Here is a 22,608-nt window from a genome sequence, read left to right on the forward strand (position 1 = left end):
GGGAGGCTTACTTGACCGGTATGAGAGTGAAGAAGCGCACGGCCGCCATAGGTTCGGCCGGCACGCTGATCGCCGCCACGCTGCTCGCCGGGGCGGTGACCGCGCCCACGGCCAGCGCGAACACGGACTCCGGCCGCCACCGCGGCTACAGCGAGGCGCAGGGCACCGCGATCGCCGCGGCCCGCGCCGCCAAGGCGGGCATCGACTGGCAGGACTGCCCCGCCGAGTGGGGCCTCGAGAAGCCCATCCAGTGCGGCTGGGTCACCGTGCCGCTCGACTACACCAAGCCCTACGGCAAGCAGATCAAGCTCGCCGTGGACCACATCGGCAACACCGGCACCCCCGAGGAGCGCCAGGGCGCCCTCCTCTACAACCCCGGCGGCCCCGGCGGCTCCGGCCTGCGCTTCCCGCGCCGTGTCGTCACCAAGTCGCCCGTGTGGGCGAAGGCCGCCAAGGCCTACGACTTCGTCGGCTTCGACCCGCGCGGTGTCGGCAAGTCCACGCCGATCTCCTGCGTCGACCCGCAGGAGTTCGTCAAGGCGCCCAAGCTCGACCCGGTGCCCGACACCGAGGCCGACAAGCTGGCCCAGCGCAAGCTCGCCCGCGAGTACGCCGAGGGCTGCTACGAGCGCAGCGGCGAGATGCTGCCGCACATGACCACGCCGAACACCGCGCGCGACCTCGACGTGATCCGCGCCGCCCTCGGCGAGAAGAAGCTGAACTTCCTCGGCGTCTCGTACGGCACCTACCTGGGCGCCGTCTACGGCACCCTGTTCCCGACCCATGTGCGCCGCATGGTCGTCGACAGCGTGGTCAACCCCTCCCGGGAGAAGATCTGGTACCAGGCCAACCTGGACCAGGACGTCGCCTTCGAGGGCCGCTGGAAGGACTGGCAGGACTGGGTTGCCGCGAACGACGCCGCGTTCCACCTCGGCACCACCCGCGACGCCGTCCAGGCCAAGTGGCTCGAACTGCGCGCCACCGCCAAGAAGAGCCCGATCGGCGGGGTCGTCGGCCCGGCCGAGCTGATCTCCTTCTTCCAGAGCGCCCCGTACTACGACTCCTCGTGGGTGCCGGTCGCCACCGTCTTCAGCAAGTACGTCGCCGGTGACACCCAGGCCCTCGTCGACGCCGCCGCGCCCGACCTGTCCGACACCGCCGGCAACGCCGCGTCGGAGAACGGCAACGCCGTCTACACGGCCGTCGAGTGCGCCGACGCCAAGTGGCCCACCAGCTGGAAGAGGTGGAACCGCGACAACACGCTGCTGCACCGCGACCACCCGTTCATGACCTGGGCCAACGCCTGGATGAACCTGCCGTGCGCCACCTGGCCGGTCAAGCAGCAGACTCCGGTCGAGGTGCGTTCGCACAAGGGCCTGCCGCCGGTGCTGATCGTGCAGTCGGAGCGGGACGCGGCCACGCCGTACGAGGGGGCCGTGTCGCTGCACGCGCGGTTCAAGGGGTCGCGGCTCATCACCGAGAAGAACGCGGGCTCGCACGGTGTGACCAGCCTGGTCAACCCGTGCATCAACGAGCGGGTGGACGCCTACCTGCTGAACGGTTCGCTGGACTCCGCCGACGTCACCTGTGAGCCGCACGCGGTTCCCAAGCCGTGACGCGCTCCTGGGGCGCTGTCCTCAGCCAGGTGTCCTCCGCCGAGTAGTCGAAGAGGTCGCCGTACGCCGCGTACATCTTCGGATACACCTCGCGCCAGTCGCCGAGGGACAGCCGGCGGGTGATCCAGTCGATGGTCTCCGGGAGGGTGTCGGCGTACGCGGCCACCGGGCGGTAGCCCAGCTCGCGTTCGGCGGCCGACATGTCGCAGACGACCGGCGCCGGTACCGACCAGGGCGTGTCGCCCACGGTCGGTGCCGGCGGCGGGCCGTCGACGAGGACGTTCTCGGCGTCGGCGCCCATCACGGCGTCGACGGCGGCCGCGATCTCGACGACCGTAGGGGCCTCGGCGTCCGCGGCGTTCAGCACGCGCGAGCCGGGGCGGGCCGCCGCCAGGCGGATCAGCTCGGCCAGGGTGTGGACGCCGACCGGGTGGAAGCGGCTGCGGCCGCCGTAGGCGATGACCCGCCTGCGGCGGCCGTCCAGGTTCCGCTTGACGAAGTACAGCTCGCGCGGGGTGCGGCAGTGCGGGCCGTGCACCGCGCCGGCGCGCAGCAGCGTGGCCGGCAACCGCTCGCCCGCGGCGAGGAGTTCCTGCTCGACCGCCACCTTCGCCGTGCTGTACGTGGCGTCGCCGGCGGCGACCGTGGTCTGGGTCTCCGGCAGGGGCAGCGGGTAGTGCGGGAAGCCGTCAGGCTCGGACTGGGTGTCGAAGCCGCGCCCCTTGTCGTCCTGGTAGACGGCGACGCTGGAGATCACCACCGCCGAACCGATCCGGTCGGCCAGCCGGGTCAGCTGCCGGGCATGGTGTGCCCTGAAGGCGACCATGTCGACCACGAGGTCGCAGCCGTCGCCCAGCACCGACTCCAGCGCCCGGTCGTCCTCCCGGTCCAGGCGCACGGCCCGTACGTCGCCGGGCCAGTCCTCGTCACGGCCGCCGCCGCGCGAGGCGGCCGTCACCTCCCAGCCGTCACGCGCCAGTGCCGCCACCGCCGGGCGGCCGATCTGTCCCGTCGCCCCGATCACCACAGCTCGTCCCATGGAGCGACCGTAGGCGCACAACGGCCTTGTCACCCAGGGGATCTGCTGAGGGCAGAGGGCCGGTCAGGTCAGCGGATCCGCGGGAACCTGCGCTCCTTCGCGGCGGCGTCCTCGGCCTTGGCGACGGCCGCGTACGTGTCGACGTACTCCTGCTCGGACAGCGAGAGGATGGCGTACATGATCTCGTCGGTGACGGCGCGCAGGACCGTCTTCTCGTTCTCCATGCCGGCGTAGCGGGAGAAGTCCAGGGGCGCGCCGAACCGGATGGTCACCGGGCGGATCCGCGGAACGACCTTCCCGGGCGGCTGGGCCTCGAAGGTGCCGATCATGGCGCAGGGGATCACCGGGACGCCCGCCTTGAGGGCCATGACGGCGACGCCGACCTTGCCCTTGTACAGGCGCCCGTCGTGCGAGCGGGTGCCCTCGGGGTAGATGCCGAGCAGCTCGCCCTTGGACAGCACCCCGAGGCCCTCGCGGATGGCGGCCTGGCCGGCCTCCTTGCCGGAGCGGTCCACCGGGATCTGGCCCGCGCTGCGGAAGAAGTAAGCGGTCAGCCGGCCCTTGAGGCCGGGTCCGGTGAAGTACTCGGCCTTCGCCAGGAAGGTGATGCGGCGCTTGAGCACGGCCGGCATCAGGAAGTGGTCGGAGAAGGACAGGTGGTTGCCGGCGACGATGGCCGCGCCCGAGTCCGGGATGTGCTCCAGACCCTCGATGCGCGGCCGGAAGACCACCCTGAGCAGCGGTCCCAGCAGCACGTACTTGAGCACGTAGTAGAACAAGGGGTCGCTCCTCACTCCGGTGACTCGCCACAACCGCCACGTTCTCGCAGCTCAACAACGGTTCAGTGTAGGCGCGGGCGCCCCCGGCCGGAACACGACGTGACGGCCGGAGGCTCCCCGGGTGGGATCAGGCTCCCTGCACCAGCACCTTCTCCAGCGAGCCGAGCGCCGAGCGCAGTTCGTCGGCCGTGACGGTCAGCGGCGGCGCCAGCCGGATCGTGGAGCCGTGGGTGTCCTTCGCCAGGACGCCCTCGCGCATCAGGCGCTCGCTGATCTCCCGGCCGCTGCCGATGGCCGGGTCGACGTCCACGCCCGCCCACAGGCCGCGCGCGCGGAAGCCGACCACGCCCCGGCCGGCCAGCCCGGCCAGGCCCTCGCGCAGGACCACGCCCAGCTCGGCCGCCCGCGCCTGGAACTCGCCGGTCTCCAGCAGCTCGACCACGGCCGTGCCGACCGCGGCGGCGAGGGGGTTGCCGCCGAACGTGGAGCCGTGCTCGCCCGGCTTCAGCAGCCCGAGCACCTCGCGGGTGCCGACCACCGCGGACACCGGCACGATGCCGCCGCCCAGCGCCTTGCCCAGCAGCACCAGGTCCGGGACGACGCCCTCGTGCTCGACGGCGAGGGTGCGGCCGGTGCGGCCGAGCCCCGACTGGATCTCGTCCGCGATGAACAGGCAGCCCTTGCGCCGGGTCAGTTCGCGCAGCCCGGCCAGGTAGCCGTCGTCGGGGACGATGACGCCGGCCTCGCCCTGGATCGGCTCGATCAGCACGGCCGCGGTCGTCTCGTCGATCGCCGCCTCCATCGCCGCCAGGTCGTTGTAGGGCACGATCCGGAAGCCGGGCGCGAACGGGCCGAACCCGGCACGGGCCGTCTCGTCCGTGGAGAAGCCGACGATGGTCGTCGTACGGCCGTGGAAGTTGTCCGCGGCCACCACGATCGAAGCCTGCCCGTCGGGCACGCCCTTGACGTCGTACGCCCACTTGCGGGCCAGCTTGATGCCGCTCTCCACCGCCTCGGCGCCGGTGTTCATCGGCAGCACCATGTCGTGCCCGGTCAGCCGGGCGAGCCGCTCCGCGAACTCGGCGAGCCGGTCGTTGTGGAAGGCCCGCGAGGTCAGGGTCAGCCGGTCCAGCTGGAGGTGCGCGGCCTCGATCAGCGCGGGGTGGCGGTGACCGAAGTTCAGGGCCGAGTAGCCGGCCAGCATGTCCAGGTAGCGGCGGCCCTCGACGTCCTGCACCCAGGCGCCCTCGGCGCTCGCCACGACCACGGGCAGCGGGTGGTAGTTGTGGGCGAGGACCGGCTCCTCGGCGCGGATCAGCTCGGCGGAGGAGCGGGTGTGGGCGGGTGCGGTCATCAGCGGATCTCCTGGGTGCAGCACTTGATGCCGCCGCCGGCCTTGTGGAACTCGGAGAGGTCGACGGGGACGGGGACATAGCCGTGCTCGGCGAGGCGCATCGACAGCGTCTCGGCCTGCGGTGCGATGAAGACGTGGCGGCCGTCGGACACGGAGTTCAGCCCGAACGCCATCGCGTCGTCACGGGTGGCGAGCACCGCGTTCGGGTACAGCCGGGCGAGCACCTCACGGCTGCCCGGGGAGAACGCCTCCGGGTAGTAGACGATGTTGTTGCCGTCGGCGGAGTCGTCGAGGACGAACAGCGCCGTGTCCAGGTGGTAGAAGTACGGGTCCACCAGCGTCAGGCTGACCACCGGCCGGCCGAAGAACTCCTGGGCCTCGCGGTGCGCCTCCCGCGTGGTGCGGAAGCCGTGCCCGGCCAGGACGTAGCGGCCCGTCCACACCAGGTCGCCCTCGCCCTCGCACACCGACTCCGGGCGGTGGACGTCGTAGCCGGCCTGCTTGAACCAGGTGTCGTAGTGCAGGGACTCCGGGCGCCGCTCGGGCGCGTGGAAGAGGGAGCCGAAGACCCGGCCGTCGACGACGGCGGCGGAGTTCGCGGCGAAGACCATGTCCGGGAGCCCGGCCACCGGCTCCACGGCGTCGATGTCGTGCCCGTGCGTGCGGTAGGCGCTGATCAGCGACTGCCACTGCTCCTGGGCGAGATCGACGTCGACCCGGACGTCGGGATGCATCCAGGGATTGATCGCGTACTGCACGGCGAAGTGTCTGGGCTCGCACACGAGGAAACGCCGCCGGCGCGGCACACGGCTGTCGGTCACAGAGGGGTTCCTCCGCTTCCTGCGGTGATCGGTCAGGGGTGAGACCAAGGTAGGAACTGACGGAGATGGCGGACAAGAAACGAAAGCTGCGTGTCCGCGCAGGATTGCTGCGTCTTGATCAGGGCAGACGCACGTCTGCTGCGCCCTCCGGTGCGGGATGTGACGCACCCGCCTCAGGACTCTCAGGCAGCAGATGGGACAGCACCATCACACTGATCGTCTTGCGGATGAACGGCTCCGCACGAATGCGCTCCAGCACCTCCTCGAAGTGCTCCACGTCCCGCGCCCGCACGTGCAGCAGCGCGTCCGCGCCGCCCGTCACGGTCATCGCCGCGGTGATCTCCGGATGGTTGCGCACCACCTCCGCCAGCCGCCGCGGCGGCGCCGCGCCCTCGCAGTACACCTCGACATACGCCTCCGTGCGCCAGCCCAGCGCCGAGGGCCGCACGGTCGCCGTGAACCCGGTGATCACCCCGGTGTCCCGCATCCGGTCCACCCGCCGCTTGACCGCCGTCGCCGACAGCCCGATCGTCGCGCCGATCTCGGCGAAACTGGTCCGCGCGTTCGCCATCAGGGCGGTGATGATCTTCCGGTCGAGCTCGTCGAACGGGCTGGTCCTGCTGTTCATGGCCGCACCCTATCCAGCGGGAACGCCGCGACACCGGCACGTGTTCAGGTGTGCGGTTTGCTCCTACACTCCACCTTCATGCTGCGCGCCCTCGCCGTCGACGACGAACGCCCCTCGCTGGAGGAACTGCTCTACCTCCTCCAGGCCGACCCCCGCATCGGCAGCGTGGAGGGCGCCGGCGACGCCACCGAGGCCCTGCGCCGCATCAACCGCGCCCTGGAGTCCGGACCCGGCGGGCCCGACGCGATCGACGTCGTCTTCCTCGACATCCAGATGCCCGGCCTGGACGGACTCGACCTCGCCCGGCTGCTGACCGGGTTCGCCCACCCGCCGCTGGTCGTGTTCGTCACCGCCCACGAGGACTTCGCCGTGCAGGCCTTCGACCTCAAGGCCGTCGACTACGTCCTCAAACCCGTGCGCCGGGAGCGCCTCGCCGAGGCCGTCCGCCGCACCGCCGACCTGCTCGGTACGGCCGCCCCGCGCATCCCCGTGCACGAACCCGACCCGGACCACATAGCCGTCGAGCTCGGCGGAGTGACCCGGTTCGTCGCGGTCGCCGACATCACCCATGTCGAGGCCCGCGGCGACTACGCCCGGCTGCACACGCCCCAGGGCAGCCATCTGGTGCGCATCCCGCTGTCCACCCTGGAGGAGCGCTGGCGCGCCCGCGGCTTCGTCCGCATCCACCGCCGCCACCTGGTCGCCCTGCGCCACATCGGCGAGCTCCGCCTGGACGCCGGCGCCGTCAGCGTCATGGTCGGCGCACAGGAGCTCCAGGTCAGCCGCCGTCACGCGCGCGAGCTGCGGGACCTGCTGATGAGGAGGCCCTGAGATGCCGCAGGAGCCCGCCGAGACCCGCATAGTGGTCACCGGCCCGCCCCGGCGCACCCGGCGCGCCCCCGGCTACTACCGCCCGCGCACCGAGATCGACGAGCAGACCACCCTGGGTCACACCTACGTCCGCTCCCTCATGCGCACCCAGCTGCGCGCCGGCCTCACCGCCTTCGCCGTGCTCGTCCTGCTCGTCGGCCCGCTGCCCCTGCTCTTCGCCGCCATGCCCGCCGCCCGCCGCCTCGAGTGGGGCGTCCTCGGCTTCGGCCTGTACGCGCCGCTGGTGCTGCTGGCCCGCTGGTACGTGCGGCGGGCCGAGCGCAACGAGCGCGACTTCGTGCGCCTGGTCGAGGACCGATGAACCCCAGCTACGCCATACCCGCGGTAGCCCTGGTGGTCGTCGCGACCGTCCTCGTCGGCGCCTTCGGCCTGCGCATCTCCCGCACCACCTCCGACTTCTACGTGGCCTCCCGCACGGTCGGCCCCCGCCTGAACGCCGCCGCCATCAGCGGCGAGTACCTCTCGGCCGCGTCCTTCCTCGGCATCGCCGGACTGGTACTCGTCCAGGGCCCCGACATGCTCTGGTACCCGGTCGGCTACACCGCCGGCTACCTGGTCCTGCTGCTCTTCGTCGCCGCCCCGCTGCGCCGCTCCGGCGCCTACACGCTGCCCGACTTCGCCGAGGCCCGCCTCGCCTCCCCTGCGGTACGCCGGCTCGCGGGCGCCTTCGTCGTCGGCGTCGGCTGGCTCTATCTGCTGCCCCAGCTCCAGGGCGCGGGCCTCACCCTCACCGTCCTGACCGGCGCCCCGGACTGGCTCGGCGGCGTGATCGTGGCCGTCGTCGTGACGGTGACCGTCGCCGCGGGCGGCATGCGCAGCATCACCTTCGTGCAGGCGTTCCAGTACTGGCTCAAGCTCACCGCCCTGCTGGTCCCGGCGCTCTTCCTGGTCCTGGCCTGGCAGCACGACGGTGCCCCGAACCGCGCCTTCGAGGAACCGGCGGCCTTCCGCGAGCAGCGCACGGTCCAGGTCGACGACACCCTCGCCCTGCGGCTGGAGCGGCCCCTGACGGCCACGGTCACCGGCACGGTCGACGGCCGCGACCACGACGCCGACGAGACCACCCTGCGCCCCGGCGTCCACCGCATCGAGGCCGGCACCCGCCTCACCTTCGCCCCCGGCACGGCCGTGCCCGCCGCCGAGCGCGGCAGCAACGGCGGCATGTCCACCTCGCTGGCCGCCTCCCGCGCCGAACGCCCGCTGTACGCCACGTACGGGCTGATCCTCGCCACCTTCCTCGGCACCATGGGCCTGCCCCATGTCGTGGTCCGCTTCTACACCAGCCCGCACGGCGTCGCGGCCCGCCGCACCACGGTCGCGGTCCTCGCCCTGGTCGGCGGCTTCTACCTGCTCCCACCGGTCTACGGCGCCCTCGGCCGGCTCTACGCCCCCGAGCTGACCCTCACCGGCGACGCGGACGCGGCCGTCCTGCTGCTGCCCGGCCGCATGATCGGCGGGGTGGGCGGGGACCTGCTCGGCGCGCTGCTCGCCGGAGGCGCGTTCGCGGCGTTCCTGTCGACGGCGTCGGGCCTGACCATGGCGGTCGCGGGCGTCCTCGCCCAGGACGTGCTGCCCGCCCGCGGCGTACGGCACTTCCGGCTCGGCACCGGTCTCGCCATGCTGGTGCCGCTCGCGGCGAGCGCCCTGGCCGGCGGGCTGCCGGTCGCCGACGCGGTCGGACTGGCCTTCGCCGTGTCGGCGTCGTCCTTCTGCCCGCTGCTGGTCCTCGGCATCTGGTGGCGCCGGCTCACCCCGCCGGGCGCGGCCGCGGGGATGCTGGCCGGCGGGGGAGCGGCGTTCCTCGCCGTCGCCGCGACGATGTCCGGCTTCCCGGGCGCCGGCGGCCTGCACGCCCTGCTCGCCTGGCCCGCCCTGTGGTCCGTCCCGCTGGGCTTCCTCACCATGATCCTGGTGTCCCTGGCGACCCCCGGCCGGGTCCCGCCGGGCACCGGGGCGATCCTGGCCCGCTTCCACCTGCCGGAGGACCTCACCAGGGCGGAGGCCAGGACATGACCGGGTTCGTCGCGGGCCTGTGCGTGGCCGTCCTGCCGCTGCTCGCGCTCGGCTTCTGGCTGGGCCGCCGCACCGCGCGCCCCGAGCGCCGGGGCGGTGGCCTCGGCACGCCCGTCGAGCACGCCACCTTCGAGACCCTGCACACCGCGTCGCTGGCCGCGCCCCCGCTGCGGGCGGGCCTCACCGAGGAGACCGCCCGCAAGTCGGCCCGCAGGCTGCGCTCGCTGCTCGGCACGGACGCGCTGTGCCTGACCGACGAGGAACGCGTCCTGGTGTGGGACGGGGTCGGCGCCCACCACCGTACCGAGATCATGGAGCGGCTCGCGGGCCCGCTGGACAGCGGCCGGGGCGAGGCGTTCCCGCTGACCTGCGACACCCCCGACTGCCCGGTCCGCTGGGCCGTGGTCGCCCCGCTCACCGTCGACGACCGGGTGCACGGCACGCTGGTGGCCTGCGCGCCCCGAGAGTCTGCCGTGCTCGTCCGGGCCGCGGGCGAGGTCGCCCGCTGGGTTTCCGTCCAGCTGGAGCTGGCCGACCTGGACCAGTCCCGCACCCGGCTGATCGAGGCCGAGATCAAGGCCCTGCGCGCGCAGATCTCCCCGCACTTCATCTTCAACTCGCTCGCGGTGATCGCGTCCTTCGTGCGGACCGATCCCGAGCGGGCCCGGGAGCTGCTGCTGGAGTTCGCCGACTTCACCCGCTACTCGTTCCGCCGGCACGGCGACTTCACCACCCTCGCCGACGAGCTGCACGCCATCGACCACTACCTCGCCCTGGTCAGGGCGCGCTTCGGCGACCGCCTCTCGGTCACCCTGCAGATCGCCCCCGAGGTGCTGCCGGTGGCGCTGCCGTTCCTGTGCCTCCAGCCGCTCGTGGAGAACGCGGTCAAGCACGGCCTGGAGGGCAAGACCGACAAGTGCCACATCCGGATCACCGCGCAGGACGCGGGCGCCGAGGCCCTGGTCGTCATCGAGGACGACGGCGCCGGCATGGACCCCGCCCTGCTGCGCCGCATCCTCGCCGGCGAGGGCAGCCCCTCGGGCGGCATCGGCCTGTGCAACGTCGACGACCGGCTCCGCCAGGTCTACGGCGACGACCACGGCCTCGTCATCGAGACCGCGGTGGGCGCGGGCATGAAGGTCACCGCCCGGCTGCCGAAGTACCAGCCGGGCGTGCACTCGGGGGCCCGGCTCGGCCGGGACTGAGGCTCAGGTGCTGCGCGTGGCCACCATGCCGAGGGTGATCAGCCCGAGCACGACCCAGCCGAACCACAGCCAGCCGTTGCTGCCGAGCGCCGCCGTGTAGGCCGTCACCACGACGAGCCCGCCGACGGTGAGCACCCCCATGGTCTTCGTGGAGCTGTCCGTGGAACCGGGCATCGCGACACCCTCCTCGTCCGTCCGTCCCTCCATGGTGCCCCCGATCCATGGATTCCGGCCGGCTTTTCCCGGACCGGCCCCTTTTCAGCTGCTCCCGCGCGCGTTCAGGGAGGCCAGGTAGGCGTTGTACGCCGCCAGCTCCTTGTCGCCGTCCCGGTCGGCGGCCCGGTCCTGCCGCTTGGCCTGCCGCTGCTCGGAGCCGTACCACTGGAACAGCAGGGCGATCAGCACCAGCACGGACGGGATCTCGCTGAACGCCCAGGCGATGCCGCCGGCCGCGTTCTGGTCGGCGAGCGCGTCGATACCGAGCGAGGCGGGCGGGTTCTTGTACGTCTCCACCATGGGGGTCGTGCCCATCATCAGCGCGATCCCGAAGAACGCGTGGAACGGCATGCCCGCGAACAGCTCCAGCATCCGCATCAGATAGCCCGGCCGGTGCGGGCCGGGGTCCACGCCCATGATCGGCCAGAAGAAGACCAGCCCGACCGCCAGGAAGTGCACCATCATCCCGGCGTGGCCCACCTTGGAGCCCATCAGGGTGTCGAACAGCGGGGTGAAGTACAGCGCGTACAGGCTCGCGATGAACATCGGGATCGTGAACGCCGGATGCGTGACCACCCGCATGTACCGGCTGTGCAGCAGGGCCAGCAGCAGCTCACGCGGCCCCTTGCGCCCCCGCCCCGCCGGCGGCAGCGCCCGCAGCGCCAGCGTCACCGGCGCGCCCAGCAGGATCAGGATCGGCGACAGCATGCTGATCACCATGTGCTGCACCATGTGCACGCTGAACATGACCATGCCGTAGTCGTTGAGCTTGGTGCACATCACCAGCCCGATGGTCAGCACGCCCGAGACGAAGGCGAGCGTACGACCCGTCGACCAGGCGTCCCCGCGCCGCCGCAGCCGCACGACACCCCAGACGTAGAGCGCGATCCCGGCCAGGCAGGCGACGAGGAAGAACCCGTCAGGCGACCACTGAAGACCCCGCCCCAGCGTGAACGGCGGCAGATCCATGGTCATGCCGTGCCCGCTGTGATCCATGCGCCGGCTCCTGTTTCATGGGGGTTGTACGAAAACGTCCGGCACCAAGACTAAAGCGGCCCCCGGCGACAGAAGTCACCGGGGGCACAGGTACCTCAGGGGCGCGGGGAACCATCCACGACCCGCAGCCGCCGGGCGGCTACAGCACGCACTCGGCCTCGGCGTACCGCTCGGCCGGCACGGTCTTCAGCGTCTCCACGGCCTCGGCCAGCGACACCATCACGATGTCCGTCCCCCGAAGCGCGGTCATCATCCCGAACTCGCCCCGGTGCACGGCCTCCACCGCATGCCAGCCGAACCGGGTCGCGAGCACCCGGTCGTAGGCGGTCGGGGTGCCGCCGCGCTGCACATGGCCGAGGATGACCGGCCGGGCCTCCTTGCCGAGCCGCCGCTCCAGCTCGACCGACAGCTGCCGCGCTATCCCCGCGAACCGCTCGTGCCCGTAGACGTCCTTGCCGCCCTCGTCGAACTCCATGGACCCGGGCCGCGGCTTGGCCCCCTCCGCGGCCACGACGATCGCGAAGCGCTTGCCGGCCTCGAACCGCTCGCCGACCACCGCGGTGAGCTCGTCGATGTCGAAGGGCCGCTCGGGCACCACGATCGCGTGGGCGCCCGCGGCCATGCCGGAGTGCAGCGCGATCCAGCCGGTGTGGCGGCCCATGACCTCCACCACGAGCACCCGCTGGTGGGACTCGGCGGTGGTCTTGAGCCGGTCCAGCGCCTCGGTCGCCACGCCGACGGCCGTGTCGAAGCCGAAGGTGACGTCCGTGACGGCGATGTCGTTGTCGATCGTCTTCGGTACGCCGACGATGGGCAGCCCGTTGTCGGACATCAGCCGGGCCGCCTTGAGGGTGCCCTCGCCGCCGATCGGGATGATCGCGTCGAGACCGAGGTCGGCCACGTGCCCCTTGGCCCGCTCGACGCCGTCCCGCAGATGCGACGGCTGGACGCGGGAGGAGCCGAGGATCGTGCCGCCGCGGGCGAGGATGCCGCCCACCGCGTCGAGGTCGAGCTTGAGGTAGTCGCACTCCAGGAGGCCTTTCCAGCCGTCCCGGAAACCGATGACCTCGTCGCCGTGGTCGGCGACGGCACGGTGCACGACGGACCGGATGACGGCGTTCAGGCCGGGGCAGTCGCCGCCGGACGTGAGGACACCAATGCGCATAGCCCGAAATACCTTTGCAACGTGGGCCGGGGACCGGACCACGTTGTCCGGCGAGATCCAGGTCACCCTACCGGCGTGAGGGGGTGCCACCGCACCGGGCGTCCGCCTGCTGGACATACCTGCACATATGAGCAGACGATCCGTCAGGCGGGCCCGGACAAAAGCCGCCCGGAGTCACAGAACTCCGGGCGGCTTCGGGTGCCGAGGATCAGGCGGGCTGCTGCGCGGCCGCGATGCGCTCGTTGCGCAGGGCCTCGTACCAGCGGTCGTCGGTCGGCGGCAGCGCGTTCACGTCGAGCGCCAGCTTCAGCAGCAGGTCGGCGATCAGCGGGTTGCGCGCGAGGACCGGGCCGTGCATGTAGGTGCCGAAGACAGTGTCGTTGTAGGCACCCTCCGTGCCGTCGCCCGTGCCGTTGCCGTTGCCGAGGCGGACATTGGCGAAGGGACGGGCCGTCGGGCCGAGGTGGGTCACGCCCTGGTGGTTCTCGAAGCCGGTCAGCGGGGGCAGGCCGAGCCGCGGGTCGATGTCGGCGAGCACGTCACCGACGCACCGCTCGCCCTCGCCGCGCACCGAGACCACGTCCAGCAGACCGAGGCCAGGCTCGCGCTGGCCGAGGTCGTTGATGAACTCGTGGCCGAGGATCTGGTAGCCGGCGCACACGGAGAACACGATCGCGCCGTTCTCCACCGCCCGGTACAGGCCCCCGTCGCGGCGCAGCCGCTCGGCCGCGAGCCGCTGCGGCCGGTCCTCGCCGCCGCCGATGAGGTAGATGTCGCCGGAGGTGGGGATCGGCTGGTCGCTGCGCACGTCGAGCCGCGCCACGTCCAGGCCCCGCTGCCGCGCCCGGCGCTCCACGACGAGGACGTTGCCCTGGTCGCCGTAGGTGCTCAGCAGGTCCGGGTAGATCCAGACGACCCGCAGTTGGTTGTCGCTCACGAAAGTCCCCTGATGGTCAGTTGCCGACGCGGCGGCGCAGGTCCTGGAAGGCGGTGTAGTTGGCGATGACCTCGATCCGGCCGGGCGGGCACATCTGCACCGCCTGGTCGAGGTTCTCGCACACCTGGAAGTGCTGGTCGGCGACCTCCAGGCGCACCGCGAGGTCGAGCTTGCGGTCGCCGATCACGAAGATCGGGTGCCCGGTCAGCCGGGTGTAGTCGACGTCCCACAGCCAGGACGTGTCCGTGCCGTCGGCGCCGCGCGCGTTCACGGACAGGATGACCGGGGCCGGCGGCGGGTCGATGAGCGAGAACGTCTCCAGCCAGCCGGCCGGGTTCTTCGCCAGCAGCAGCCTGAGGTCACGGCCCTCGAACTGGACGACGTCGTAGCGTCCGGCGACGGCCTGCACCTGGTACATCCGCTCCAGCGCGACCTGCGGCGGCACCCCGAACACGGCGGCGACGGCCGCGGAGGACGTGGCGTTGGCCTTGTTGGCACGACCCGGCAGCTGGAGGTGGATCGGCCAGGCCGAGCCGTGCGGGTCGAGCACGTGGTCGCCGGACAGCGCCCAGGTCGGGGTGGGCCGGCGGAAGCCGCAGTCGCCGCAGAACCAGTCGTCGCCGGGGCGCTGCATCACACCGCCGCAGGACGGGCAGGACCAGGCGTCGTCCTTCCACATCTGCCCGGCCGCGACCCAGATCACGTTCGGGGAGGAGGACGCGGCCCACACGACGAGCGGGTCGTCGGCGTTGGCGACGACGACGGCCTTGGAGCCGGCCAGCCCCTCGCGCCAGTTCTCGGCGAGCATCCGGGTCTCGGCGGCACGGTCGAGCTGGTCGCGCGAGAGGTTCAGCAGGGCGATGCACTTGGGGTCGGTGTCCCGGGCGACGCCCGCGAGGTACTTCTCGTCGACCTCGATCACGCCGAACTTCGCGTCCGAGCCGCCCGCGAGCGCCGAGGTGATACCCGCCGGCATGTTGGCGCCGAGCGCGTTCGACACGACCGGGCCGGCCGCGCGCAGCGCCTCTGCGATGAGCCGTGTGGTGGTGGTCTTGCCGTTGGTGGCGGAGACCAGGACCACGTCCAGGTTCTGCGCGAGCCGGGCGAGCAGGTCGGGGTCGAGCTTGAGGGCCACCCGTCCGCCGATCACCGAACCGCTGCCGCGTCCCGCGGCACGGGATGCCGCCGCGACCGCCTTGCCCGCGGTCACGGCGAGCTTGGCCCGCGGCGTGAGCGGGTCCGAGTTGCCTGCCATCAGTCCTCGATCCTCCTTGCGTACGCGCCGCGCCGACATCCTTACGGCCACGTGGTGTGGCCTCAGCCTATCGAGATCCACTCACCTGCCCGAATCGCGGCACCGTCACGATCCGGGCACGCACCGGACGTGACCTGCCAGACCGTACCCTTGCGGGCATGCGAAACGGCTCGATCCCGGGCGCCCGCGGGCGCGTCCGGCCCCTCACCCTGCTCGGCGACCCGGCCCTGCACACCCCCTGCGCCGACGTCACCGACTTCGGCCCGGAACTTGCGGCGCTCGTGGAGGACTTGTTCGCCACGATGTACGCCGCGAACGGGGTCGGCCTGGCCGCCAACCAGGTGGGCGAGCCGCTGCGGGTGTTCGTCTTCGACTGTCCCGACGACGAGGATGTACGGCATCTCGGACATGTGGTCAACCCCCGTCTGGTGGAGGCCGACGGTCTGGAGATCCGCGGCCCGGAGGGCTGTCTGTCCCTGCCGGGCCTGGAAGCGGGCACGGTCCGCTACGACCACGCGGTGGTCGAGGGCCTGACGATGACGGGCGATCCGGTCACGATCCACGGCACGGGCTGGTTCGCCCGATGCCTCCAGCACGAGTGCGACCACTTGGACGGAACCGTCTATGCCGACCGTGTGACCGGCTGGCGTCACCGCAGACTGATGCGACAGGTCTCGAAGGCGCCTTGGAGTGCGGGCGGCTAGGGGCGCGGGGAACCGCGCGAGCACCCCCCACGGCCCGCAGACGGCATCAGAACCCGGGCCCACCCGCTCGGTCCCCGGCGGCAGCAAGCCGCCCCCAGAGCAGGTCGGCGAGACCGCGCACCAACTCACCCCGCGAACAGGGCCGTTCCCCCAGCCACCAGTCCCCGGCGGCGTGCATCATCCCGACGATGCCATGCCCCCACACCCTGGCCAGCTGCTGGGACCCCGGTCCGAGGTCGACCCGCTCCTCGATGACCTGCGCCAGCTCCTCGCCCATCCTCCGCAGCACCGGAGCCGAGTGCTTGCCCACGTCGAACCCCTGGTCCCCGGCATGGCCGCCCTCCGCGGGGTGCATCAGGAACCGGTACACCTGGGGTCGCGCCTCGATGGCGGCGAGATAGGTGTCCAAGGTGGACTCCACGCGCTCCCGGCGCTCGGCGGGAGCGTCCAGCGCGGCCCGCAGCGAGGCGAGCAGCGCGTCCGTGTGCCGCTTGGCGAGGGCCGCGTACAGGCCGCCCTTGTCACCGAAGTGCCGGTAGAGGATCGGCTTCGTGATGCCGGCCTCCGCCGCGATCGCGTTCATCGACGCCTGCGGGCCGTCCCGAAGCACCACCCTGTCCGCGGCCTCCAGCAGCTCGCGCCGTCGGCGGTCGGCGGACCGCTGCTGCTCGGTCCGCTGCGTGGTGTCCATGATCTCTCCCCACCCGTGCTGAATCGGTGACGCCAGCGCAAACTAACACTCAACCCGTTCCGGGCATCGAACGGGCTGCCGACCCGGTCTGACGAGTTGACTTTTCCTACCCGTCGGTAACAGACTGCGGTTACCGCAAGTAACACGCAGGTGCCGCCGCTGGAGGGGACATGGCCGAGTTCACCATGGAGCTCAACGACGAACAGAAGGAGGTCCGGGACTGGCTGCACGGCTTCGCCGCCGACGTCATCCGGCCCGCGGCCGCCGAATGGGACGAGCGTGAGGAGACTCCCTGGCCGGTCATCCAGGAGGCCGCGAAGGTCGGCATCTACTCCCTCGACTTCTACGCCCAGCAGTACTTCGACCCGACCGGCCTCGGCATCCCGATGGTCATGGAGGAGCTGTTCTGGGGCGATGCCGGCATCGGCCTGTCCATCGTCGGCACCGGTCTCGCCGCCGTAGGCGTCCTCGCCAACGGCACGGACGAGCAGATCGGCACCTGGATCCCCCAGATGTACGGCGACGCGAACGACGTGAAGGTCGCCGCGTTCTGCTCCTCCGAGCCCGACGCCGGCTCCGACGTCGCCTCGATGCGCACGCGCGCCGTGTACGACGAGGCCAAGGACGAGTGGGTGCTCAACGGCACCAAGACCTGGGCGACCAACGGCGGCATCGCCAACGTCCATGTCGTCGTCGCGGTCGTCGACCCGGAACTCGGCTCCAAGGGTCACGCCTCCTTCATCGTCCCGCCGGACACGCCCGGCCTGTCCCAGGGCCAGAAGTTCAAGAAGCACGGCATCCGCGCCTCGCACACCGCCGAGGTCGTCCTGGAGGACGTGCGTGTCCCCGGCTCCTGCCTCCTCGGCGGCAAGGAGAAGCTGGACGAGCGCCTCGCACGGGCCCGTGAGAAGGCCAAGGCCGGCGGCGAGCGGGTGAAGAACGCGGCGATGGCGACCTTCGAGGCCAGCCGCCCCGCGGTGGGTGCGATGGCGGTCGGCACGGCGCGGGCCGCGTACGAGGTCGCCCTCGACTACGCGAGGACCCGCGAGCAGTTCGGCCGCCCGATCATCGACAACCAGGGCGTGGCCTTCAAACTTGCCGACATGCGCACCCAGATCGACGCCGCCCGGCTGCTCGTCTGGCGCGCCTCCTGGATGGCCGTCAACGGCAAGCCGTTCACCGCAGCCGAGGGGTCCATGTCCAAGCTGTTCGCCTCGGAGACCGCGAAGAAGGTCACCGCCGAGGCGATCCAGATCCTCGGCGGCAACGGCTACACGCGGGAATACCCGGTGGAGCGCATGCACCGGGACGCGGCGATCTACACCATCTTCGAGGGCACGAGCGAGATCCAGCGGCTGGTGATCGCCCGCACCCTCGCCGGGATGCCCATTCGCTGATGCCGTCCGCGGGCCGTCCACGGCCGCTCGCGCAGTTCCCCGCACCCCCGGGTCGGCCGATCCTCGGCGGGGTCAACTGCCCGACCGGTCGGGGACGGCCCCCGGCGCGCTCTCAGCTCTGCCCGCTGCTGTGCGCGATGCACGCCACGTCGATCCGGTCGGCGAGCTTCGCCAGCTCGATCGTCAGCGCGGCGACCGTGTCCTCGTCCAGCCCCTCCTGCCCGGCCTCGACAAGGTGCACCCACCGCGCCCCCACCGTACGCAGCAGCTTGCTCACATCGGCCGCGGACACCTGCAAGGCGCCACGGTCGTCGACAATCAGAGGCAGAGTCACTTCGCGCACACCGGCGATCGTAGCCGCGCGGCGGTCACGCACCGTGCCAAACCGTGGTGATGTTGCAGAACTCCCGGATTCCGTGCCCGGACAGCTCACGCCCGTACCCCGATCGCTTCACGCCGCCGAACGGGAACGCCGGATGCGAGGCGGTCATGCCGTTGACGTACACACCGCCGGCCTCCAGATCCCGTACGAAACGCTCGACCTCGGACTCGTCGCGCGTCCATACGTTCGAACTCAGCCCGAACGGCGAGTCGTTCGCGATGAGCACCGCCTCGTCCAGGTCCCCGGCCCGGTACAGCGTGGCGACCGGACCGAACGCCTCCTCGCGGTGGATGCGCATCTCACGGGTGACCCCGGCGAGCACGGTCGGCGGGTAGTACCAGCCGGGCAGCTCCGGCCGGCGCAGCCGATGGCCGCCGCACAGCGCCTTCGCCCCGCTGCGCGTGGCGTCCTCGACCAGCTCCTCCAGGTCGTCGCGGCCCTGCTCGGTGGCGAGCGGCCCGATCTCGGTGTCCTCCTCCATCGGATCGCCGATCTTCAGCGCCTTCATCCCGGCCACGAACCGCTCGGCGAAGGCGTCGTAGACGTCCGTGTGCACGATGAACCGCTTGGCGGCGATGCACGACTGCCCGTTGTTCTGCACGCGCGCGGTCACCGCGACCTCGGCGGCCCGGTCGAGGTCGGCCGACGGCATCACGACGTACGGGTCGCTGCCGCCCAGCTCCAGGACCGTCCTCTTGATCATCTCCCCGGCGGTGGAGGCGACGGCCCGCCCCGCGGGCTCGCTTCCGGTGAGGGTCGCGGCCTTGACGCGTTCGTCGCGCAGGACGTCGTCGACCTGGGCCGAGCCGATCAGCAGGGTCTGGAAGCAGCCCTCCGGGTAGCCCGCCCGGTGGAACAGGTCCTCCAGGTACAGCGCGGTCTGCGGCACGTTCGAGGCGTGCTTGAGCAGGCCCACGTTGCCCGCCATCAGCGCGGGCGCGGCGAACCGCATCACCTGCCACAGCGGGAAGTTCCACGGCATCACCGCGAGGACCGGGCCGAGCGGACGGTAGCGCACCCGCACCCGCGAGGCGCCGGAGTCGCGCACGTCGGCCGCGTCGGGCTCCTCGTCGGCGAGCAGCGCCTCGGCGTGCTCGGCGTACCAGCGCATGGCCTTGGCGCACTTGGCGGCCTCGGCACGGGCCTGCTTGAGCGGCTTGCCCATCTCGGTGGTCATCACCCGGGCGATGTCCTGCTGGTCCTCGTCGAGGAGCTCGGCGGCCCGGGTCAGCAGGCGGGCGCGGTCGGCGAAGCCGCTCGTGCGGTACGTACGGAAGGTGGCCTCGGCGAGCTGGAGCCGACGGTCGAGTTCCTCCTCGTCCATGGCCTCGTACGTCTTGAGCGTCTCGCCGTTCGCCGGGTTCACCGTCGCGATGGGCATGACCGGACCTCCCTGGGTGCGGGCTGTGCTTCGACCTTCGCGCGCCGCGGCCCGCGCCGCAACGCGTACGCGTCTGCTCAGGGCTCGGACTTCGGGGCGGAGCGCCCGAGGGCCGGGCCCAGGCTCAGGACGAGTGCTCCGCCAGCCGGTCGAGAAACGCGGCCTGCGCGGTGACGATCACCTCGCGCGCCCGGTCCAGGCCGTACCAGGCGACCCGGTCCAGCTCGGGGAACTCCTGGAAGCGGCCCGACCTCGGCGGCCACTCCATGGTGAAGGTGCCGGGGTCGACGCCGGCCGGGTCGAGGTCGGCCTCGACGGCCCAGACCGTGACGACCTTGCCGCCGGACTGCCGGACCTCGCCCAGCGCGACCGCCTCGCCGTCGGGCGGCTCCACGCCGAGCTCCTCGCGGAACTCGCGCCGGGCCGCCTCCCAGGCGGGCTCGTCCGGCTCGTACTCGCCCTTCGGGACGGTCCACGCCCCGGCGTCCTTCCTGGTGAAGAACGGGCCTCCCATATGCCCCAGCAACACCTCCAAGCCGTCGGCGGTGTGCCGGAACAACAGCAGTCCGGCGCTGCGCCTCACGGCCGCACCTCCGGGTGCGCGGCCAGCAGCGCCGCCACGGTGTCCGCGTCCTCGGGCCGCTTGTCCTCGCGGTAGCGGACCACGCGCGCGAACCGCAGGGTGACACCGGCCGGGTAGCGGGAGGAGCGCTGCAGACCGTCGTAGGCGATCTCGACGACGAGTTCGGGCCGTACGGTGACCCCCCAGCCGTGCTCCCGCACGGCGAGCTCCCGCAGCCGCCCGGTCTGCCAGGCCAGCATCGCGTCGGTCATGCCCTTGAAGGTCTTGCCGAGCATGGCGTACGACCCGTCGTCCTGCCGCGCCCCCAGGTGCAGGTTGGACAGCTTGCCGGTACGGCGCCCGTGGCCCCACTCGGCGGCGAGGACCACCAGGTCGAGCGTGTGCACGGGCTTCACCTTCAGCCAGGACGCGCCGCGCCGGCCCGCGCTGTAGGGCGCGTCGAGGGCCTTGACGACCACGCCCTCGTGGCCGCGGTGCAGCGTCTCGGCGAGGAAGGCATCGGCCGCGGGGATGTCGTCGGCGCCGTGCGCGAGGGCGCGCCGCACCCGCATCGGCTCGGGGACCAGCCGGGCCAGCTCGGTGTGCCGTTCGGCGAACGGCAGGTCGAGCAGGTCACGGCCGTCCACGGACAGCACGTCGAAGAAGACGGGGGAGACGGGCACCGCCTCCGCGGCCGTCGCCACGTCCACCCGTGAGCCGACCCGCCCGGCGGTCTCCTGGAAGGAGCGCGGCCGCCCCGACGGATCGAAGGAGATCACCTCGCCGTCCAGGACGAACCGCTCCCCGGCCAGCCCCAGCGCCGCCGCGGTCACCTCCGGCAGCCGGTCGGTGATGTCGTCCAGGGTGCGCGTGTACAGCCGTACCGCGTCGCCGTCGCGGTGCACCTGGACGCGGATGCCGTCCAGCTTCTCCTCCACCGCGCACGCCCCCAGCTTCTCCACGGCCTCGGCCACCGAGGACGCGCTGTGCGCCAGCATCGGCAGGACGGGGCGGCCGACGGTGAGCCGGAAGCGGCCCAGGGCGTCGGGGCCGTCCGCGAGCAGGGCCTCGGCCACGGCCTGGAGCGACCCGGCGAGCATCACCGCCCGCCGCACGTCCGCGGGCGGCGCGCCGGTGGCCTGGGCGAGCCCCTCCACGGCGACCGCGTCCAGCGCGCCCTGCCGGACCTCGCCGGTGATCAGGCCCAGCAGGAAGCGCTGCTCGTCCGCCGTCGCCGCACCCATCAACTCGCCGACCAGCCGGGTGCGTTCGGCCTGCGAGCCGGTGCCGGAGACCCCGGCGAGGGCGGTGAGCCGGGCGTCCACCTCCCGCACGGTCAGGCTGGGTCCGGCGGCCGGCGCGACCTCGCGGCCGAGCACCTTCCAGCCGACGCCGAGCCGCCCCTGCGGCAGCCGGCCGGCCAGATAGGGGATGACGATCGGCACGTCCTCGGTCTCCGCCTCCCGGAACAGCTCGGCGAGCAGGGCGATCTTGCGGGACCTCGCCGACGTGGCGGCGACCTCCCGGGACACGTCGGCGAGCCGGGTCAGCAGCATGCAGCCATGGTGCAACGCGCCGCCGCCGACTACACCCCGGCCGCCGAGTCGAGGTCGCTCATCAGCAGCTCGCCGTTGATCGCGGCCCCCGCCCGGTAACCGCGGCTCGCCGCGTTCACCACCTGCTCGGCGAACCCGGAGGCGTTGCCCGCCGCCCACAGTCCGGGCACGCTCGTCAGGCCCCGCTCGTCGACGACGGGGTAGCCGCCGAAGGGCGTCTCGGTCATCTCCGCGCCCAGCTTCACGAACCACTCCGTCCGCGGCACCGCCCGCGGCGCGACGAACAGCACCTCACGCCCGTACGCCGTCCCGTCCACGAGCCGTACGCCGGTCAGCCGGTCCTCCTCGACGACCAGCCCCGCCACCTCGCCGGACACGACCCGCACCCCGGCCGCCTTCAGACGCCGGACGTCCTGGTCGGTCAGCTCCGACTCGGCGACCCGGTGCAGGAAGAGGGTCACGTCCTTGGACCACTGGGACACCATCAGTGCCTGGTGCACGCTCAGCGCGGTGGTGGCCAGCACGCCGAAGGCCCGGTCGCGGACCTCCCAGCCGTGGCAGTACGGGCAGTGCAGCACATCCCGGCCGAACCGCTCGGCGACCCCGTCCACGGGCGGCAGCTCGTCCTTCAGCCCGGTCGCGACGACGAGCCGCCGGGCGCGTACGGTCCCGCCGCTCGCCAGGGCGACGGTGAAGTCCTCGTCGCGGCTCACGTCCACCACCCGGTCCTGGACCAGCTCCACCCCGTACCGGGCGATCTCCTCCCGGCCGGTCGCCAGGAACTCGGCCGGCGGCATCCCGTCCCGGGACAGGTACCCCTGCATGTGCGCCGAGGGCGCGTTGCGCGGCTCGCCCGCGTCGACCACGAGGGTGCGCCGGCGGGCGCGGCCCAGCACCAGGGCGGCGGACAGCCCCGCCGCGCCGCCACCGACGACGATCACTTCATAGGTCTCGGTCATGACGACCACCTCCTGTCGGGTGTTGTGTGGGGTCTCCCTGTGGACCATCGCCCCCGGGTGG

At 72.2% G+C, this 22,608-nt stretch carries 23 protein-coding genes; 7 read left to right on the forward strand and 16 right to left on the reverse strand.

The window, feature by feature from the left end:
* Window positions 1-20: 20 nt before the first annotated feature.
* A complete protein-coding gene (locus ACIGXJ_RS13385; protein WP_399644841.1) occupies window positions 21-1,616 on the forward strand; it encodes an alpha/beta hydrolase in 1,596 nt (531 codons plus the stop codon).
* Here ACIGXJ_RS13385 and ACIGXJ_RS13390 read toward each other — a convergent pair.
* The 5 genes from ACIGXJ_RS13390 to ACIGXJ_RS13410 all read right to left on the reverse strand — a co-directional run bounded on the left by ACIGXJ_RS13390 (window position 1,582) and on the right by ACIGXJ_RS13410 (window position 6,237).
* Window positions 1,582-2,655 (reverse strand): NAD-dependent epimerase/dehydratase family protein, encoded by a 1,074-nt coding sequence (locus tag ACIGXJ_RS13390; protein WP_399644027.1) that lies wholly within the window; start codon window positions 2,653-2,655, stop codon window positions 1,582-1,584. The two genes, ACIGXJ_RS13385 and ACIGXJ_RS13390, sit on opposite strands and share 35 nt — an antisense overlap.
* Window positions 2,656-2,723: 68 nt before the next feature.
* Window positions 2,724-3,434, reverse strand: coding sequence for a lysophospholipid acyltransferase family protein (locus ACIGXJ_RS13395; RefSeq protein WP_399644029.1), 711 nt, complete (start codon window positions 3,432-3,434; stop codon window positions 2,724-2,726).
* Window positions 3,435-3,561: 127 nt separating this feature from the next.
* Window positions 3,562-4,788 carry an ornithine--oxo-acid transaminase gene (rocD, locus tag ACIGXJ_RS13400; RefSeq protein WP_399644031.1) on the reverse strand — a complete coding sequence of 409 codons (1,227 nt, stop codon included), beginning with the start codon at window positions 4,786-4,788 and terminating at the stop codon, window positions 3,562-3,564.
* Complete coding sequence (gene ddaH / locus ACIGXJ_RS13405; RefSeq protein ID WP_399644033.1) at window positions 4,788-5,609, reverse strand: dimethylargininase; 822 nt, start codon at window positions 5,607-5,609, stop codon at window positions 4,788-4,790. The genes rocD and ddaH overlap by 1 nt, the downstream gene beginning before the upstream one ends.
* Before the next feature lie 118 nt (window positions 5,610-5,727).
* A complete protein-coding gene (locus tag ACIGXJ_RS13410; RefSeq protein WP_399644036.1) occupies window positions 5,728-6,237 on the reverse strand; it encodes an Lrp/AsnC family transcriptional regulator in 510 nt (169 codons plus the stop codon).
* 78 nt (window positions 6,238-6,315) lie between these two features.
* On the opposite strand from ACIGXJ_RS13410, the gene ACIGXJ_RS13415 reads away from it, so the two are divergent.
* The 4 genes from ACIGXJ_RS13415 to ACIGXJ_RS13430 are packed head-to-tail and all read left to right on the forward strand — an operon-like array spanning window position 6,316 to window position 10,346.
* Complete coding sequence (locus ACIGXJ_RS13415; RefSeq protein ID WP_399644038.1) at window positions 6,316-7,068, forward strand: LytR/AlgR family response regulator transcription factor; 753 nt, start codon at window positions 6,316-6,318, stop codon at window positions 7,066-7,068.
* Window position 7,069: 1 nt separating this feature from the next.
* The gene (locus tag ACIGXJ_RS13420; protein WP_399644040.1) at window positions 7,070-7,429 is read left to right on the forward strand and encodes a hypothetical protein; all 360 of its coding nucleotides are present in this window, start codon (window positions 7,070-7,072) and stop codon (window positions 7,427-7,429) included.
* Window positions 7,426-9,141, forward strand: coding sequence for a cation acetate symporter (locus ACIGXJ_RS13425; RefSeq protein ID WP_399644042.1), 1,716 nt, complete (start codon window positions 7,426-7,428; stop codon window positions 9,139-9,141). The genes ACIGXJ_RS13420 and ACIGXJ_RS13425 overlap by 4 nt, the downstream gene beginning before the upstream one ends.
* Window positions 9,138-10,346 (forward strand): sensor histidine kinase, encoded by a 1,209-nt coding sequence (locus ACIGXJ_RS13430; protein ID WP_399644045.1) that lies wholly within the window; start codon window positions 9,138-9,140, stop codon window positions 10,344-10,346. The genes ACIGXJ_RS13425 and ACIGXJ_RS13430 overlap by 4 nt, the downstream gene beginning before the upstream one ends.
* 3 nt (window positions 10,347-10,349) lie before the next feature.
* Here ACIGXJ_RS13430 and ACIGXJ_RS13435 read toward each other — a convergent pair whose 3' ends face one another.
* From ACIGXJ_RS13435 to ACIGXJ_RS13455, 5 genes are all read right to left on the reverse strand, one after another.
* Entirely contained in the window at window positions 10,350-10,553 is a 204-nt protein-coding gene (locus tag ACIGXJ_RS13435; protein WP_399644873.1) for a hypothetical protein, read from the reverse strand.
* A 51-nt stretch (window positions 10,554-10,604) separates the two neighbouring features.
* Window positions 10,605-11,558, reverse strand: a complete 954-nt coding sequence (locus tag ACIGXJ_RS13440) for a cytochrome c oxidase assembly protein (protein WP_399644047.1) — start codon at window positions 11,556-11,558, stop codon at window positions 10,605-10,607.
* A 139-nt stretch (window positions 11,559-11,697) separates the two neighbouring features.
* Window positions 11,698-12,723, reverse strand: coding sequence for a 6-phosphofructokinase (locus tag ACIGXJ_RS13445; RefSeq protein ID WP_399644049.1), 1,026 nt, complete (start codon window positions 12,721-12,723; stop codon window positions 11,698-11,700).
* A gap of 208 nt (window positions 12,724-12,931) precedes the next feature.
* Window positions 12,932-13,660 (reverse strand): type 1 glutamine amidotransferase, encoded by a 729-nt coding sequence (locus ACIGXJ_RS13450; RefSeq protein ID WP_399644051.1) that lies wholly within the window; start codon window positions 13,658-13,660, stop codon window positions 12,932-12,934.
* Between the two features lie 16 nt (window positions 13,661-13,676).
* A complete protein-coding gene (locus ACIGXJ_RS13455) occupies window positions 13,677-14,915 on the reverse strand; it encodes a MurT ligase domain-containing protein (RefSeq protein WP_399644053.1) in 1,239 nt (412 codons plus the stop codon).
* Between the two features lie 158 nt (window positions 14,916-15,073).
* Between ACIGXJ_RS13455 and def the strand changes: the two genes are divergently transcribed.
* Entirely contained in the window at window positions 15,074-15,619 is a 546-nt protein-coding gene (gene def / locus ACIGXJ_RS13460) for a peptide deformylase (RefSeq protein WP_399644055.1), read from the forward strand.
* A gap of 46 nt (window positions 15,620-15,665) precedes the next feature.
* On the opposite strand, the gene ACIGXJ_RS13465 is transcribed toward def, so the two are convergent.
* Window positions 15,666-16,310 (reverse strand): TetR family transcriptional regulator, encoded by a 645-nt coding sequence (locus ACIGXJ_RS13465; RefSeq protein WP_399644057.1) that lies wholly within the window; start codon window positions 16,308-16,310, stop codon window positions 15,666-15,668.
* A gap of 170 nt (window positions 16,311-16,480) precedes the next feature.
* Between ACIGXJ_RS13465 and ACIGXJ_RS13470 the strand changes: the two genes are divergently transcribed.
* Window positions 16,481-17,707 carry an acyl-CoA dehydrogenase family protein gene (locus tag ACIGXJ_RS13470; RefSeq protein WP_399644060.1) on the forward strand — a complete coding sequence of 409 codons (1,227 nt, stop codon included), beginning with the start codon at window positions 16,481-16,483 and terminating at the stop codon, window positions 17,705-17,707.
* A gap of 112 nt (window positions 17,708-17,819) precedes the next feature.
* On the opposite strand, the gene ACIGXJ_RS13475 is transcribed toward ACIGXJ_RS13470, so the two are convergent.
* The 5 genes from ACIGXJ_RS13475 to ACIGXJ_RS13495 form a co-directional block, all read right to left on the reverse strand.
* Window positions 17,820-18,050, reverse strand: a complete 231-nt coding sequence (locus ACIGXJ_RS13475; RefSeq protein ID WP_399644061.1) for a DUF6213 family protein — start codon at window positions 18,048-18,050, stop codon at window positions 17,820-17,822.
* Between the two features lie 25 nt (window positions 18,051-18,075).
* The gene (locus ACIGXJ_RS13480) at window positions 18,076-19,470 is read right to left on the reverse strand and encodes an NADP-dependent succinic semialdehyde dehydrogenase (protein WP_399644064.1); all 1,395 of its coding nucleotides are present in this window, start codon (window positions 19,468-19,470) and stop codon (window positions 18,076-18,078) included.
* Window positions 19,471-19,594: 124 nt separating this feature from the next.
* A complete protein-coding gene (locus tag ACIGXJ_RS13485; protein ID WP_399644066.1) occupies window positions 19,595-20,053 on the reverse strand; it encodes an NUDIX domain-containing protein in 459 nt (152 codons plus the stop codon).
* Entirely contained in the window at window positions 20,050-21,588 is a 1,539-nt protein-coding gene (locus tag ACIGXJ_RS13490) for an ATP-dependent DNA ligase (protein WP_399644068.1), read from the reverse strand. The genes ACIGXJ_RS13485 and ACIGXJ_RS13490 overlap by 4 nt, the downstream gene beginning before the upstream one ends.
* A gap of 29 nt (window positions 21,589-21,617) precedes the next feature.
* Window positions 21,618-22,547 (reverse strand): NAD(P)/FAD-dependent oxidoreductase, encoded by a 930-nt coding sequence (locus ACIGXJ_RS13495; protein ID WP_399644070.1) that lies wholly within the window; start codon window positions 22,545-22,547, stop codon window positions 21,618-21,620.
* Window positions 22,548-22,608 lie beyond the last annotated feature (61 nt).

The organism is Streptomyces sp. NPDC053367 (genome assembly GCF_044545925.1).
Classification (GTDB): Bacteria; Actinomycetota; Actinomycetes; order Streptomycetales; family Streptomycetaceae; genus Streptomyces.

What these genes read in the sequence shown, in the direction of transcription:
- ACIGXJ_RS13385 (WP_399644841.1), top strand. Translation starts at nt 21, where the DNA reads ATGAGAGTGAAGAAGCGCACGGCCGCCATAGGTTCGGCCGGCACGCTG.
- ACIGXJ_RS13390 (WP_399644027.1), bottom strand. Translation starts at nt 2,655, where the DNA reads ATGGGACGAGCTGTGGTGATCGGGGCGACGGGACAGATCGGCCGCCCG.
- rocD (WP_399644031.1), bottom strand. Translation starts at nt 4,788, where the DNA reads ATGACCGCACCCGCCCACACCCGCTCCTCCGCCGAGCTGATCCGCGCC.
- ACIGXJ_RS13410 (WP_399644036.1), bottom strand. Translation starts at nt 6,237, where the DNA reads ATGAACAGCAGGACCAGCCCGTTCGACGAGCTCGACCGGAAGATCATC.
- ACIGXJ_RS13415 (WP_399644038.1), top strand. Translation starts at nt 6,316, where the DNA reads ATGCTGCGCGCCCTCGCCGTCGACGACGAACGCCCCTCGCTGGAGGAA.
- ACIGXJ_RS13420 (WP_399644040.1), top strand. Translation starts at nt 7,070, where the DNA reads ATGCCGCAGGAGCCCGCCGAGACCCGCATAGTGGTCACCGGCCCGCCC.
- ACIGXJ_RS13425 (WP_399644042.1), top strand. Translation starts at nt 7,426, where the DNA reads ATGAACCCCAGCTACGCCATACCCGCGGTAGCCCTGGTGGTCGTCGCG.
- ACIGXJ_RS13430 (WP_399644045.1), top strand. Translation starts at nt 9,138, where the DNA reads ATGACCGGGTTCGTCGCGGGCCTGTGCGTGGCCGTCCTGCCGCTGCTC.
- ACIGXJ_RS13435 (WP_399644873.1), bottom strand. Translation starts at nt 10,553, where the DNA reads ATGGAGGGACGGACGGACGAGGAGGGTGTCGCGATGCCCGGTTCCACG.
- ACIGXJ_RS13440 (WP_399644047.1), bottom strand. Translation starts at nt 11,558, where the DNA reads ATGGATCACAGCGGGCACGGCATGACCATGGATCTGCCGCCGTTCACG.
- ACIGXJ_RS13445 (WP_399644049.1), bottom strand. Translation starts at nt 12,723, where the DNA reads ATGCGCATTGGTGTCCTCACGTCCGGCGGCGACTGCCCCGGCCTGAAC.
- ACIGXJ_RS13455 (WP_399644053.1), bottom strand. Translation starts at nt 14,915, where the DNA reads ATGGCAGGCAACTCGGACCCGCTCACGCCGCGGGCCAAGCTCGCCGTG.
- def (WP_399644055.1), top strand. Translation starts at nt 15,074, where the DNA reads ATGCGAAACGGCTCGATCCCGGGCGCCCGCGGGCGCGTCCGGCCCCTC.
- ACIGXJ_RS13465 (WP_399644057.1), bottom strand. Translation starts at nt 16,310, where the DNA reads ATGGACACCACGCAGCGGACCGAGCAGCAGCGGTCCGCCGACCGCCGA.
- ACIGXJ_RS13470 (WP_399644060.1), top strand. Translation starts at nt 16,481, where the DNA reads ATGGCCGAGTTCACCATGGAGCTCAACGACGAACAGAAGGAGGTCCGG.
- ACIGXJ_RS13480 (WP_399644064.1), bottom strand. Translation starts at nt 19,470, where the DNA reads ATGCCCATCGCGACGGTGAACCCGGCGAACGGCGAGACGCTCAAGACG.
- ACIGXJ_RS13490 (WP_399644068.1), bottom strand. Translation starts at nt 21,588, where the DNA reads ATGCTGCTGACCCGGCTCGCCGACGTGTCCCGGGAGGTCGCCGCCACG.
- ACIGXJ_RS13495 (WP_399644070.1), bottom strand. Translation starts at nt 22,547, where the DNA reads ATGACCGAGACCTATGAAGTGATCGTCGTCGGTGGCGGCGCGGCGGGG.